This window comes from Nakamurella flavida, from assembly GCF_030811475.1.
Lineage (GTDB): Bacteria > Actinomycetota > Actinomycetes > Mycobacteriales > Nakamurellaceae > Nakamurella > Nakamurella flavida.
Map to the genome: position 1 here is coordinate 2,480,705 of NZ_JAUSQV010000001.1, position 13,524 is coordinate 2,494,228.

The following is a 13,524-nucleotide window of genomic DNA, read 5'->3' on the forward strand; positions in this document are numbered from 1 at the left end:
ATCGGTCGTCGTCGGTGGTGCGGCCGCCGGCCCGGCGGTCGGGGGTGTCAGGCGGCAGTGGGTGGAGTGAGCTCCACCAGCACCGCCGACGGCATGGTCAGTTCGAGATCCAGTCGCAGACCGCCGTCGGCGGTGAGCCGTTGCCGGCTGACACCGGGGGCGGACGCGTCGGCGAGCTCGGCCCACTGCTCGTCGGTCGGCCAGTCGCCCACCTTGAGCTCGGCGGCCGCGGCGACGAGATCGCCGACACCGACGGCGATCCGGCGTTGTTCCACCGACCAGTCACCGTCGGCGACGCCGGTGAGCTGCAGGGCGACCCGGCGGGTCAGGGCGGCATCCCCGTCGACCTTGGACTGGTCCAGGGTGAGGTTCCAGAGCAGGACCGAGATGCGCCCGTCCTCGTGCCGGGTGGCCCAGTGCTCCACGAGCGAATCGGCGCCGTCGCCGATCGCCATGCCGGGCAGTTCCGTCTCCCCCAGCGCGGCCAGCAGGGACAACGCATGGAAGCGGGGCTTGGCCAACCCGCCCACGGTGATCAGGCCGAACCCGCCGTGCAGCAACCGGGGCGGACGGCCCAGCTCCTCGAAGTGGTCGCTGGCCACCCAGTACGACAGCGCCTCGATGCGCCCGGCCGACGAGCGCATCCCGCGAAGCAGGAACATCGCCGAGAACACGCTGTCGTTGACCGGCTTGAAGTGCGTCGGGGTGACGCCCCACTCGGTCCACAGCACCCGGGCGTCCCCGTAGCCCCATCGCACGAGACTCGCCCGCACGTCCAGCGGCGGGCTGCCGTACGTGTGCGTGGAGACGAAGTCGACGGCGGCACCCGAGGCGCGGCAGTGGGCAAGCAGGTCGTCCACCCACCCGGCCGCGGCGGACGACGGCCCGCCGACCGGGATGCGCGGGTCGACGGCCTTGATCGCCCGGGCGGTGGCGTCGTACAGCGCGAACCACTCCTCCTTCGTCCCGGACCAGAAGACCTCGAGGTTGGCCTCGTTCCACACCTCGAAGTCCCAGCCGATGACCTCGTCGGCCCCGTACCGGTCGATCAGGTGCCGGGTGAAGCGGGTGACCAGCTCGACCCAGCGATCCATGTCGCGGGGCGGGGAGATGTGCGCGCCGTACTCGAACACCGTCGTCGACGGGTCGGCGGCCAGGTCGGTGGGCATGAACCCGACCTCGACGACCGGGCGCAGCCCGATCTCCAGGACCGTGTCGTAGATGCGGTCGACGACGGAGAAGTCGTACAACGCTTCTCCGTCCACCTCGCGGTAGACGTTCGTGTCGTCGTGGAAGATCGCGTGCGCGCGGACGGTGCGCACCCCGATCTCGTCGTGCAGTCGGCGCAGCGCCGCGTGCAGCTCGACGCCGATCTCGCGCCCGCCGGACAGGTCGGTGCACAGCAGCTGGGAGAGCCGCTCGCTGCCGATCATCGGCCGCCAGGGCGTGTCGAGCGATCGGCCGGGCGCGTCCACCGCCACCTGCACGGTGACCAGCGGGGCATCGTGGGCAGGGTGCAGCGGCGTCGCCTCCACGGGATCGCTGAGCTCGCCGACCACGGTGACCTCGGGGACGGCGGCGACCGCGTACCAGCGGGTGCGCCCCGGCGCGCCGGTGGTGTCGACATACGGCGGGTGCGGGACGGACAACACGTCCTGGCCGCCGTGGTCGACCGGGGCGAACGGCCCGTCGGCGGTGTCGGCGGCGTGCACCAGATAACCGACCGCGCCGTCCACCGGCTCCCAGGAGAGCGTCACCTGGGCCACCCCGTCCTCGGCGCGCAGGTCGGCGGGTGCCGGCAGATGGGGGATGCCGCCGGGCCCGTCGGTCCGGGTCCGGGTGGAGATGCGGGCGTCCCAGTCCTGCTTGGCGGCGTCGGCCGCCCGCCCGGTGGGGTCGGTGCTGTCGGGGCTCATCGCGTCCTCTCGTCAGGGTGTCCCGCTCCGGGGAACACCTCGGCGCTCATCAGGGGTCGGAGTCGGAGTTCGGTGGTCGGATCGGCGAACCAGGTGCGCAGCTGCCCGCCGGTGAGCACGTTGCCCAGGGCGGCCAGCAGGATCGACTGATCCAGGGCCAGATGGCGTTCGGCCCGCAGACCCGATCCCACGGCCACGGCATCGTGGAAGCCGCCGGGACCGTAGGCGCCGTAACGGTTCTCGAGGTCGGCCAGCGCGGCCAGGGCCGCGGGCCGATCATGGGCCAGGGCGAGCGCCAGGGCGTGCGGGGTGACCACCCCGTCGCCCCAGCCCCGCTCGGCGGCCTCTGCCGCCGTGGTGCGCTGCAGGTCCGACGGGTAGCCACCGTCGAGCACGCTGATCGCCTCCACACCCCATTCGCTGTACCCGCCGCCGGGCCGGGCGGCCGGGGAGAACCCCCAGCTGCCGTACCCCGCTTCGAGCAGGCCGAAATCCCGCTGGGCGGCGACGGTGCCCGGGTGGTTGTGCCCCCAGGAGGTCGGCCCCCAGACGGTCTCGTCGACGAACAGCTCCGGCATCAGGGCCTCGAACATGCTCCCGCCGAAGGTCGGCACCAGGGTGGTGCCGCGATGGGTGACGGAGCCGCGCTGCATGGCCGCGTAGTGACCGGCCGGCAGCTGCCCGAGGGCCAGGCCCACATAGCTGCCGATCCGCGACTCCGAGTTCAGCGTGGCGTAGTGGTGCGGGGTGAACCACACGTCGGGGCCGTCGCCGCGGTACCGGCCGCGTACGGCCTCACCGTCAGGCTCGTCGATCCAGCAGCCGCCACGCAGCAGGTCGGCCGCCGGGTCGTGGAAGAAGCCGAAGTCCATGTCCCGCAGCACCTCCCGGCACGGCGCGGCCAGCGCGGGGTCGGCCCGCCCGACCACCATCAGGGCCACGGCGAGCCAGCCGTTGTCCACGCTGGACAGGAACGGCCGGATCGGTTCGCCGTCGGGCATGGCGGTCAGGGCCGCCCCGTCGGCCTCGCCGTACCAGTTGACGAACATCCCGCTGGGCGCGTGCCGGTGCAGCCGCGCGACCGTGGCCAGCGTGCGACGCAGCCGGGAGCGGCAGACGTCGGGGGCGAGGAACCCGAGCCGCCCGGCGAGCGCCGTGCTCCACAGCAGGCCGCCGATGTTGGTCGGTGAGGTGTAGCCACTGCGCGAGCGGGCATCGAGGTCGGCGTCGATCCCGTCGGACGGCAGCCCGGTGGCCGGGTCGGTCATCGCCATCAGGCTGCGCCAGGTGTCCCTGGCCCAGCGGGTCAGCAGATCGCGCTCGTCCGGGGTGAGCTCGGTGGTCGGTCGCCCCGTCATGCCGCACGCTCCGTCGGGGCCGCGTCGGGGCAGCCGCAGGATTGCCGGTACACCGGCCGGGTCGGCAGGGTCAGCGCGGTGGGGCTGCCGACGTCGCCGGCGACCCGGTCGTGCACCCACTGGGCGGCGAGCTCGCCGAGCTCGTGGACCGGCTGGGCGACGGTGGTCAGACCGGGCCGCACGTACCGGGCGGTGCGCACGTCGTCCCACCCGACCACGGCGATGTCGTCCGGAACGCGTACTCCCCGGCGCAGCAGCGAGTCCTGGATGGCCAGGGCCAGCTCGTCGTTGGCGCAGACCAGCGCATCCGCCTCACGCCACCGGTCGGCCCGGTCGGCCACCACGGCCCGCCCCGACGCCTCGGTCTGCGCGACGGCCAACGGGCCCGGCTCGGCCAACCCGGCGAGCTGGACGGCCCGCCGGAAGCCCGCGTACCGCCCGGTCACGTCGTGCGATCCCGCCGGCTCCCCGACGAAGAGCAGGCGCCGCCGACCGTGGTCCAGCAGGTGCCGCGCGAGAACCTCTGCGGTGTCCACGTTCTCGGTGGTCAGGGTCTGGCAGCCGGGCACCGGGTCCCGGCCGACGAGCACGATGGGCAGGCTACGGGCCAGCGCGGCCACCGTCTCGTCCGCGACGTCCGGCGCGGCGATCGTCATGCCGTCGACCCGGCCGGCCAACTCCCGGACGGCGTCCTCGGCGCTGTCGGCCGCGCTCAGCAGCCGCAGCACCACGCTCTGCCCGTGCCGGGCGGCGACGCTCTGGTAGCCGAGCATCAGTTCGGAGTAGTAGGGACCGCCCAGATCCCCGAGCACCACCCCGTGCGCCTCCGACCGGCGCACGGCCAGGCTGCGCGCGGCGGTCTGCGGCAGGTACTCCAGCTCGCGAACGGCGGTCAGCACCTTGTCCCGGGTCCGGGCGGAGGTGGCCGTGCTGCCCTGCAGCACGCGGGACACCGACGCGATGGACACGCCGGCCCGCTCGGCCACCGAGTAGATGGTGGCCGGTCGGGCCGGATCCACCGGGTCGCCGTCTGGTCGGGCGGCGGAACCGGGGTCGGGCTCGGGCATGTGCTGATCACCTCCACCTCGTCGTGGCAGTGCGAACCGTTCGCAGCGATCTGTAAGCGCTTACAAGTTAGCCACGGGCGGGTCGGTCGGCAAGATGGTGTGCAGACCGACCTCGGAGGGTGATCACCGCGGTGGGGCTCGCCGACGCCGGACCCGACCGGAGCCGGGTCGGCCGGCCCCCACCGGCGCAGCCCCTCCCCGGTCATCGGTCGGGCCGCCCCGCGAGGGCCGCAACCCGCTCGTCACAGTGCTCTGCTGGGATCACCGCGGTGGCCGGACCGCCCCCAGGACAGGAGTGCCCGTGTTCCCGCTGACCTCGCCGCCCACGGCCGAGTTGCACATCCACCTCGAGGGGACGATCGAGCCGGCCGCGGTGATCGAGATGGCCCGCCGCAACGGGGTTCCGGCCCCGGCCGCCGATCTCGACGAGCTGCTCTCCCGGTACTCGTTCGCCGATCTGCAGTCGTTCCTGGATCTGCACTACGCGAACCTGACCGTGCTGCGCACCGAGCAGGACTTCTTCGAGCTGGCCACCGGCTACCTGGACCGCGCCCGGGCGGCGAACATCCGCCGGGCGGAGATCTTCTTCGACCCGCAGACCCACCTGGGCAACGGCGTCCCCGTCGGCGCGGTGATGGCCGGTATCACCGGCGCGCTGGCCGACAGCGAGCGCACGCACGGCATCTCCACCGACCTGATCATGTGCTTCCTGCGGGACCGCGGCGCCGCGGCCGCCGACGAGATGCTCACCGCGATCCTGCCGTTCCGCGACGCGATCATCGGCGTCGGTCTGGACTCCACCGAGATCGGGTTCCCGCCCGAGCTCTTCGTCGACGTGTACGCCCGGGCGGCGGCCGAGGGACTGCACCTGGTCGCGCACGCGGGCGAGGAGGGCGGGCCGGAGACGGTCACCGCGGCCCTGGACCTGCTGCACGTCGAGCGGGTCGATCACGGCATCCGCTCGGTGGAGGATCCGGATCTGGTGCGCCGGCTCCGGGACGAGCAGGTCCCGCTCACCGTGTGCCCGCTGTCCAACGTCGCCCTGCGCACCGTGGACACCCTGGCCGACCACCCGTTGCCGGGGATGCTGGCCGACGGCCTGCTGGTCGGCGTGAACAGCGACGACCCGCCCTACTTCGGTGGGTACGTGGACCGGAACTACGCGGCGCTCCGCACCGAGCTCGGCATGACGGCGGCGCAGCTCGAGCAGCTGGCCCTGAACTCGTTCGAGTCCTGCTTCCTGGACCGGGCCGTCAAGGACGCCTACCAGGACGAGGTGCGGGCCCACTTCGCCGGACACGCGGCGGAGTCACCGGGCGACGGCGGCACGCCGGGGTGATGCTGGACGGATGCGCCGCATCCCCGTCAGCTCGAACGCGCTGCGGTCCGTGGGTTTCGATCCGGCCACCAACGAGCTCGAGCTGGAGTTCACCGAGGGCGGGATCTACCGCTACTCGGTGCCGGCCCGGGTGCACCGGGAGCTGATGGCCGCCGACAGCCTGGGCCGGTACTTCCTGCGCAGCATCCGCCCGCGCTACCCGTCGTGGGAGGTCCACGACTGACCCGTCGACGCCGGGTCTTCCCCCCGTGCGCCGACGGTGCCAGTGTGGAGCGAGTGCGGACGGTGTACTCGGCGGCGGGTGGGACGGCCGGTCTCGAGCGGCTGGCCGCGGCCTGGCACGCGCGGGTCGTGGCGGACGAGATCGTCGGACACGCGTTCAGCCACGGCTACCGGGCGGACCACGTCGAACGTCTGGCCGCCCACTGGGCCGAGGCCCTCGGTGGGTCGGACACCTTCTCCCGGTCACTGGGCGACGAGACCACCGTGCGGCGCCTGCACAGCGGCAACGGGGTGCACGCCGAGATGGATCGTCGGGGCGGTCGCCTGCTTCGACCAGGCCCTGGTGGACACCGGGCTGGCCGACGACGAACGACTTCGCCGGACCCTGCACGACTGGTTCGCGTGGATGACGGCCGCGTACGCACAGCACCCGGACGATCCCGGGGACGTGCCTGCCGGTCTCGCCGTGCCGCACTGGTCGTGGGCCGGGCCGGTCGACTGACCGGCTCAGCCGGGGACCCGGTTGGCGCCGGCCGCCGCCCGGGCGAGGGTGTCCAACAGGGGCGGGATGTCATCCCGTGGGACGACCGCCTGGATGAGGGTGAACCGGCCGGGGTGGGCCGTGGCGTCGGCCAGGGCGTCGGCCAGCTCCCCCACCGTGTCCACCCGGACCCCCCGCGCGTCGGCATCCGGCCCGAACGTCGCCGGCAGCGCCGCCCAGTCCAGGCGGGCGATGTCGTTGTAGGGCTCGTCCGGTCCGTGGATGGCCCGTTCGATGGTGTACCCGTCGTTGTCGACGACGATCACCACCGCGGGGAGCCCGTGGCGCAGCACGGTGGCCAGTTCGGTCAGCGTCATCTGCGCCGCGCCGTCGCCGACGAGCAGGACACCCCGCCGGCCGGGACCGGCCAGGCAGGCGCCGAGCACGGCCGGGACGGAGTACCCGATGGACGCCCACAGCGGCTGCCCGAGGAAGGTGACCCCGGTCGGCAGCCGGTGCGTGGCCATCCCGTAGAACGCGGTGCCCTGGTCGGCGACCACGATGTCCCCCGGGCGGACGAAGCCGGCCACCTGGTCCCACAGGCTCCGCTGGCCCAGCACCTGCGCCCGGTCGTCCGCGGCAGGAACGGGTTGCGCCACTTCAGGTGTCGGGTCGGCGCCGGCCTCGCCGCGGGCGGCGATCAGGGCGGTGAGTGCCCGCAGCGCGGCCGGCAGGGTGACCGGCTCGAACAGCTCGTCGCCGACGCTCGCCGATCCGGCCCCCAGTTCGACGGTCCGCGCCCGGGGCAGGTGCTGGGAGAAGAAGCCACTGGTCAGGTCGGTGAACTGCACCCCGGCCACCACCAGCGCCCCGGCGTCCTCGATCACGCCGCGCACGGCCGGGTCACTGGCCGCGCCGGCGTAGATGCCGCGGTAGGTGGGGTCGCTCTCGTCGAACAGGCTCTTGCCCCACAACGTCGTCGCGTGGTCCAGCCCACCGGCGGTGATCAGGCCGGCGAAGGCGGCGCTGCCGCCCGTGCGGTGGACGAGAACACCGCCCAGCACGCTGATGTCCCGGTTCGGCACGTCCTGCAGCAGGCGGGCGGCGGCCCGCGTGAAGGCGTCCAGCGCGGTCGGGTCGGTGGCGTCCTGGGGCGGCGGCAGGGCGCCGGCGGGCGGAGTGGCCGGCGCACCGGCCACGTCCACCGGCAGCAGCAGGTAGCCCGGCAGCCGGCGGTCGCGGGCGGTCAGCAGCACCCGGTCGATCTCCGCCTCCGCGTCGGCCGCGGTCAGCGAGGCCCGCGCGCAGGTCACGTCGGCGTGTAGATCCATGAAGTGGGTGAACACCCCGTCGCCCAGCGAGTGGTGCAGGATCCGGTGCGCGGCCTGCGCGCTGGTGGCCGGGGCGCCGACGATCTCGATCACCGGGACGTGCTCGGCGTAGCTGCCGGCCAGCGCGTTGATCGCACTGAGCTCGCCCACCCCGAAAGTGGTGCACAACGCCGCCATGCCCCGCATCCGGCCGTACCCGTCGGCTGCGTACCCGGCGTTCAGCTCGTTGGCGCAGCCCGTCCAGGTCAGCCCGCGGTGGGCCGTGACGTGGTCGAGCAGACCCAGGGTGAAGTCCCCCGGCACCCCGAAGACCCGGTCGACTCCGATCTCGACCAATCGGTCCATCAGGTAGTCGGCCACCGTGTAGCCCGACGTCAGGCTGTCCGCCATGTCATCCCCCTCGCCCCGGTGCGGAGGGTACGGGCGGCCGTGTCAGGCGGGTGTCGGTCGACCCGTCAGGGTCGCGGCATCGGCGGGTCGGGAGCCAGCGTCCCGTCCGGCGCGATGTGGTCGAAGATCTGCCCGATCAAGGTGAGCACGTGCGGGTCGTCGACCTCGTAGAAGTGCTGGCGGCCCGACTGCCGGACGCTGACCAAGCCGGCCAGGCGGAGCTTGGTCAGGTGCTGGCTGGCCGCGGCGGTGGTCACCCCGGCGCGGTCGGCCAGCTCACCGACGGAGTGGGTGCCCTGCGCGGCCAGCCACACCAGATGCAGGCGGACCGGCGACGACAGCATGGCGAACGTGCTGGCGGCGGCGCGGAGCTGCGGCTCGGTCGGGGCCAGGGCCTCGACCGGCGGTGCGTGCTCGGGTGCGCTCATCCCGTTCATTGTCGCCCATGGGGTTCGGTTCCGGTCGATCGACGGTCAGCCCCACCCACCGAACACCGCGGGCAATGACGCCCCGGGCCGGGTCGGCTGCAGCTCGGTCTCCGTCGCCGCCCGGTCCGTCGCGCCGAACAACAGCTCGACGGCGGCGTCCACCGACAGTCCGAGCGCGTCGGCATGCCGGCCGGCGCGGTGCAGGGCGCGGGAGGTGGTCACGACCACCCACACGCCGTCCGGCCCGGTCAGGGTGAGGCGGCCGGCGTCGGCGTCGACGAGCCCGCGGACCACCGTCGGCAGGTCCGGCCCGGCCAGGAGGGGCCCGAACACCTCGACATCCGCACGCGCCCGGAACGCCACCGGGCCCGGGACCTGTTCGAGGTGCACCCGCGGATCCTCGGTGAACACGTCGGCCACCGCGGCGGCGTCCGGGCCGGTCAGCCACACGCCGGCGTCCAGCCCGGCCAGCAGCCCGCGCACGGTGAGCACCGCGTCGCCCAGCGCCCAGCCGGCCATCGCGATCCGCACCACCACGTCCGGGACGGCGTAGATCTGCCCGGTGCCGCGGGTGCCGGGTTCGGGGATGCGCCGGGCCAGCAGCATCGCCTCGCGGTTCTTCTGTTCCCGCTTGTGCGCCGGATCCTGTTCGCGCACCGCCCATTCCGGGCCGTGGTGCCACGCCACGGCGTCGGGAACGTGGGCGAGCACCCCGCCCGCGGCCCAGGCCCGATAGGTGAAGTCGTAGTCCTCACCGCCGTACCCGACGAACGTCCCGTCGAAGCCGCCGATGGCCTCGACGAGATCGCGGTGTCCGGCCAGCACGGCCCCGATCAGGAAGGTGAAGGACCGCGGGTTCAGCTGCAGCAGGTCACCGGTCCGCCCGTACTCCTGCAGCAGCCATTCCGGCTCCGGCCATTCCCGGGGCGCGGCCCGCGACCCGGCGAACCACTCCTGCAGCGCCTCCGGGGTCCAGCCGGCCAGGTCGACGTGCCGACGACGACCACCGACCATCGCATCCGGGAGCAGCGCGGGGAGCCGGCTGATGTGCCGGATGTAGTCCGGTCCGGGGACGGTGTCGCCGTCGAGGAAGACGATCACCTCACCGTCGCACCGGGAGAGCCCGAGATTGCGGGCGGCCGCGGCGCGGAATCCGTGGTCCTCCTGGCGCAGCACGACGGGCTCCAGGGCACGCGCGCAGTCCGGGATCACCGGCGGGCGGGCCGAGCCGTCGTCGGCGATCACCACCTGCAGCCGGGCCGCCGGGTGGGTCTGCACGGCCAGCCCGGCCAGCACCAGGTCCAGCGCGGCCTGCTCCTGGTAGTACGGGACGACCACGCTGACCTCGACCGGCTCCCGTTCCTCGCCGGCCAGCAGATCCCAGCGGTTGCCCGGGACGGCGAACCGTCCGCCGCCGAGGGCGAGGGGGCCGGTCATCCGAGCCGCCCGATCGACCACGCCCGGTACCGCCCGGCGACCTCCGCCGTGGACGGGCCCACCGCGAGATCCCCGGCGAGCCAGGTGCTCCCGGGTTCGGCGAACGCCCGCTCCAGCGCGCCGTCGAGATCGGCCGGGTCGTACAGGGTGAGGGAGCCGGGCAGCCGGTCGGCGAGCTCCCGCACGTACCGACCGGCCGGCACCAGGGGCCGCCGTCCGGCCGCCAGCCAGGAGTTGATCGACCCGGACGCGGACACATGGGTGTGCGGGGCGACGGGCACGGCCACCCGGCGCAGCTCCGTGGCGACCCGATCGGCGGGGACGTACCCGGTGCAGCGGAAGCCGACCCCACCGGCGTGGGCCGCCCCGGCCAGCTCGTCGACCAGGTCGGCGTGCCGATCCGACGGACGGCCGACGGCGACCAGCGTCCCGGACCCCCGGCGCAGCAGCGCCTCGAGCACCTCGGCGTGCCCCTTGCCGGGGTACAGATAGCCGAACACCCCGACGGTTCCGCTCTCGACCGCGACGTCGACGGTCGGCAGCGGGTCGATCGCCAGCGGGATCACCGCGACATCCTCGACCGGCACACCGATCTCGGCGAGGAGCCGGCGCTCGTGGTCGCTGCTCACCACGACGGCGGCGGCCCGTGCCACGAGCTCGCGGTAGGTGCTGGTGCGGCGGTCGAACAGCTCCGCCCCGTCGGACGGCTGGGGCAGGTCGTGCAGGGTCAGCGTGAGCTGCACGCCCCGTGCGGTCAGCCGGTCGGCCAGCTCGCCCACCCGCGCGGCTGCCGCCGACCCACCGAACAGCCAGTCGGTGACATGCAGGTGCAGCACCCGGGTCCCGGGAGGCAGGCGGTCGGCCAGCGACGCCAGGCGCGCCGGGTCGGGCTCGACGATCCCGCCGCCGTCCGCCCGGGCGATGCGGTCGGCGACCTCGACGACCCCGTGGTCGACCGGACCGCACACCGCCCACGCGAGGACGGGATCCGTCACCGCAGCCCCAGGGCGTCGAGCAACGGCCCGTGCCGCTGCTCCGCGGCGTCCAGCAGCCAGGGGTTCTCGCGGTACCACCGGGCCTGCACGTCGTGGATGTGCCGGGTGGCCACCGACTCGGCTCCGACCCGCCAGTGGGAGGCACTGGGCACCCGGGCCACCCGTTCGTCGTCGACGTCCAGCCCGAGTGCCTCCGCGGCCGCGGCGGCGACCGGGGCGCGCGTCCCGCCGAGCAGTTCCCGTCCGGGGTCGGCCGCATCCACCGGCAGCCCCAGGGCCGCCTGGATCCGCCGGACGAGGGTGATGAGGATCCGGTTGCCCGGGTGGTTCAGGGTGTGCATGTCGCCCAGCTGCGGCTGGGCCAGCAGATCGGAGACGGCCACGTCGCAGCCCGCCGCCTCCCGGCGGGCCAGCTCAGCCACCGACGCGCGGGCCACCTCCGCGCACACAGCCGCCGGCACCGGCGCATCGAGCAGGTCGCGGCCGGTCTGCACCGAGGCGATGGTGCGGAGGTCGTGGTACGGCACGACCGGAGGGTCCCGGGACGGGTCCCACGGATCCCGGACGATGGCCTGGAACGGGTGCAGGGACGAGCAGCGCAGCACCGGCCAGCGCAGCACCCGACCCCCGGCCGGCATCAGCGCGGCGACCTGCCCGGTGCCCAGCGGCATGTCGCGGTAGCCGTCCTTCACCGGCTGGGAGACCAGGATGTCGGCTCGCGCCATCAGGCCGCGCAGGTACCCCAGATCGCTCTCCACCAGCTCGAACACGGGCGGGACGCGGACGGTGCGGACGGCGTTCTCCCCCGACCCGGCCAACAGCACGCGGACGGACTCGGCCTGGCAGTTGCCCCACACCACGAGCAACGGCCGGTCGTCGGACGAGGCCGACGGACCACTCTCGTCGAGGCCGTAGAACCCCCCGTAGTGTCGGGTGCGGCCGTCTGGTTCCGTGGTGCCCGCGGTGCTCATGGCCGGGACGCTACCGGCCGGCCCGTCCGACCACCGATCAGCACAGACCCACCGAGCGCGGGAGGATCCAGGGGTGAACCCGTCCCCGCCGATCCGGGTCGCATCCGTCCCGGCCGCCCACCCGTACGTCGAGCACCTGACCGACCCGGACCACCTCGACGACACCGACGAGGGCGGCCGCGGCATCGTCCGGCTGCCCGACCCGCCGCCCGACGTGGCCGATCCCCTGCCCGGTCAGTGGTGGCCGCCGCGCGTGCTCGAACCCGGCTGGATCGACGCCCATGCGGCCGAGATCGACCTCGTCCACCTGCATTTCGGCTTCGATGCGGCCGATCCGGCCGGTCTGCGCGACTGGGTCGCCGCACTGGACACGCATCGGATCCCGCTGGTGATGACGGTGCACGATCTGGTCAACCCGCACTTCGCCGATCAACGCGGCCACCTGGCCCACCTCGACGTGCTCGTCCCGGCGGCGACCGAACTGATCACCCTCACCGCCGGGGCGGCCGCGGAGATCGCCCGGGGCTGGGGGCGCACGGCCACCGTCGTCCCGCACCCCCATGTCGTACCCCTCGCGCAACTGCGTGACCCCGTTCCGCCGCGGCCGACCCTGACGGTGGGTGTGCACGCGAAGAGCCTGCGCGCAAACCTGGATCCGCTGCCGGTGCTGCAGGCCCTGCTGGTGTCCACCGGGCAGCTGCCGGATCTGCGGGTGCAGGTCCACCGGCACCCGGATCTGGCCACCCGCACCGACGACCGGGCCCGTGCGCTCACCGCGTTCCTCGCCGACCGCGCCGCCGACCCGGCCTGGACGGTGCTCACCCACGACCGGTACGACGACGAGGAACTGTGGACGGCGCTCACGTCGGTCGACGTGTGCGTGCTGCCCTACGGGTTCGGCACCCACTCCGGGTGGCTGGAGGCCTGCGTCGACCTCGGTGTGGGGGTGATCGTCCCCGACGTGGGCCACTACGCCGGCCAGCACGGCCACCCCACCCTGCACCGGCTCGCCGACGGCGGCGTGGACGCCGAGGCCCTCACCGACACCCTCCGACGGGTGTCGGCCGACCGGGCGGTGGCCGGGCCGCCGCGACCCGACCGTCGGGGGCAGCGCCGGGAGATCGCCCGTGCCCATGCCGCCGTCTACCGCCGCGCCCTGGGCCGGGCATGACCGAGGACGACCAGGGCCCCGAGCGCACCCCCGACGGTCACTTCGTGATCATCGAGGGGCGGCGGTGGCGGGCCACCGATCCGGACATCCCGGAGGACGTCGCCGCCGAGCTGCGGCGCGCCCTGATGTCGGCGCGTCGCGCCGTGGGAGCGGCCCTCAAGGCCGGGGACCCGGGGGCCGAACGGTCCGCCCGCGACCGGGTGCAGGCCGCCAAGGTCGCCCTCGGTGAACGCGGCACCCCCTGGTGGGAGCAGACCCCGCAGGAGCGTCGGGCCAGGTGGGAGGCACTGCCACCACACACCGAGCACACATCCGACGGTCCGGGAGATGATCACCCGACCGGACGGTGAGACCCCCCTTTACACCGTCGTGGCGCTGTGAGCTGGGCATCTTGTACCGTAAAGCTGTCGACGGGTGT

At 73.9% G+C, this 13,524-nt stretch carries 13 protein-coding genes; 5 read left to right on the forward strand and 8 right to left on the reverse strand.

Annotated elements, in window-relative coordinates; all coding sequences use genetic code 11:
• Positions 1-47: 47 nt before the first annotated feature.
• Genes J2S58_RS11100 through J2S58_RS11110 form a run of 3 tightly spaced genes read right to left on the reverse strand, consistent with a single transcriptional unit; the run spans position 48 to position 4,341 of the window.
• The gene (locus tag J2S58_RS11100) at positions 48-1,916 is read right to left on the reverse strand and encodes a GH39 family glycosyl hydrolase (protein WP_205258307.1); all 1,869 of its coding nucleotides are present in this window, start codon (positions 1,914-1,916) and stop codon (positions 48-50) included.
• On the reverse strand, positions 1,913-3,274 hold the full coding sequence (locus J2S58_RS11105; protein ID WP_205258306.1) for a glucoamylase family protein: 1,362 nt from the start codon (positions 3,272-3,274) through the stop codon (positions 1,913-1,915). The genes J2S58_RS11100 and J2S58_RS11105 overlap by 4 nt, the downstream gene beginning before the upstream one ends.
• Positions 3,271-4,341: a LacI family DNA-binding transcriptional regulator gene (locus J2S58_RS11110; protein WP_205258305.1), complete on the reverse strand. Its 1,071-nt coding sequence runs from the start codon at positions 4,339-4,341 to the stop codon at positions 3,271-3,273. Before J2S58_RS11110 ends, J2S58_RS11105 begins: the two co-directional genes overlap by 4 nt.
• 301 nt (positions 4,342-4,642) lie before the next feature.
• Here J2S58_RS11110 and J2S58_RS11115 point away from each other — a divergent pair, with 301 nt between their 5' ends.
• From J2S58_RS11115 to J2S58_RS11125, 3 genes are all read left to right on the forward strand, one after another.
• Positions 4,643-5,680: an adenosine deaminase gene (locus tag J2S58_RS11115; protein WP_306828245.1), complete on the forward strand. Its 1,038-nt coding sequence runs from the start codon at positions 4,643-4,645 to the stop codon at positions 5,678-5,680.
• 10 nt (positions 5,681-5,690) lie between these two features.
• Positions 5,691-5,903, forward strand: coding sequence for a KTSC domain-containing protein (locus J2S58_RS11120; protein WP_205258303.1), 213 nt, complete (start codon positions 5,691-5,693; stop codon positions 5,901-5,903).
• A gap of 342 nt (positions 5,904-6,245) precedes the next feature.
• Positions 6,246-6,404 carry a hypothetical protein gene (locus tag J2S58_RS11125; protein WP_205258302.1) on the forward strand — a complete coding sequence of 53 codons (159 nt, stop codon included), beginning with the start codon at positions 6,246-6,248 and terminating at the stop codon, positions 6,402-6,404.
• A 5-nt stretch (positions 6,405-6,409) separates the two neighbouring features.
• Here J2S58_RS11125 and J2S58_RS11130 read toward each other — a convergent pair whose 3' ends face one another.
• From J2S58_RS11130 to J2S58_RS11150, 5 genes are all read right to left on the reverse strand, one after another.
• Positions 6,410-8,104, reverse strand: coding sequence for an alpha-keto acid decarboxylase family protein (locus tag J2S58_RS11130; RefSeq protein WP_205258301.1), 1,695 nt, complete (start codon positions 8,102-8,104; stop codon positions 6,410-6,412).
• Between the two features lie 65 nt (positions 8,105-8,169).
• Entirely contained in the window at positions 8,170-8,532 is a 363-nt protein-coding gene (locus J2S58_RS11135) for an ArsR/SmtB family transcription factor (protein WP_205258300.1), read from the reverse strand.
• A gap of 45 nt (positions 8,533-8,577) precedes the next feature.
• Positions 8,578-9,969, reverse strand: coding sequence for a glycosyltransferase (locus tag J2S58_RS11140; protein WP_205258299.1), 1,392 nt, complete (start codon positions 9,967-9,969; stop codon positions 8,578-8,580).
• Entirely contained in the window at positions 9,966-10,964 is a 999-nt protein-coding gene (locus J2S58_RS11145) for a glycosyltransferase (protein WP_205258298.1), read from the reverse strand. Before J2S58_RS11145 ends, J2S58_RS11140 begins: the two co-directional genes overlap by 4 nt.
• Positions 10,961-11,935 carry a WcbI family polysaccharide biosynthesis putative acetyltransferase gene (locus J2S58_RS11150; RefSeq protein ID WP_205258297.1) on the reverse strand — a complete coding sequence of 325 codons (975 nt, stop codon included), beginning with the start codon at positions 11,933-11,935 and terminating at the stop codon, positions 10,961-10,963. Before J2S58_RS11150 ends, J2S58_RS11145 begins: the two co-directional genes overlap by 4 nt.
• 73 nt (positions 11,936-12,008) lie before the next feature.
• On the opposite strand from J2S58_RS11150, the gene J2S58_RS11155 reads away from it, so the two are divergent.
• Both J2S58_RS11155 and J2S58_RS11160 read left to right on the forward strand, forming a co-directional pair.
• The gene (locus tag J2S58_RS11155) at positions 12,009-13,106 is read left to right on the forward strand and encodes a glycosyltransferase family protein (RefSeq protein ID WP_205258296.1); all 1,098 of its coding nucleotides are present in this window, start codon (positions 12,009-12,011) and stop codon (positions 13,104-13,106) included.
• Positions 13,103-13,456 (forward strand): hypothetical protein, encoded by a 354-nt coding sequence (locus J2S58_RS11160; RefSeq protein WP_205258295.1) that lies wholly within the window; start codon positions 13,103-13,105, stop codon positions 13,454-13,456. Before J2S58_RS11155 ends, J2S58_RS11160 begins: the two co-directional genes overlap by 4 nt.
• Positions 13,457-13,524 lie beyond the last annotated feature (68 nt).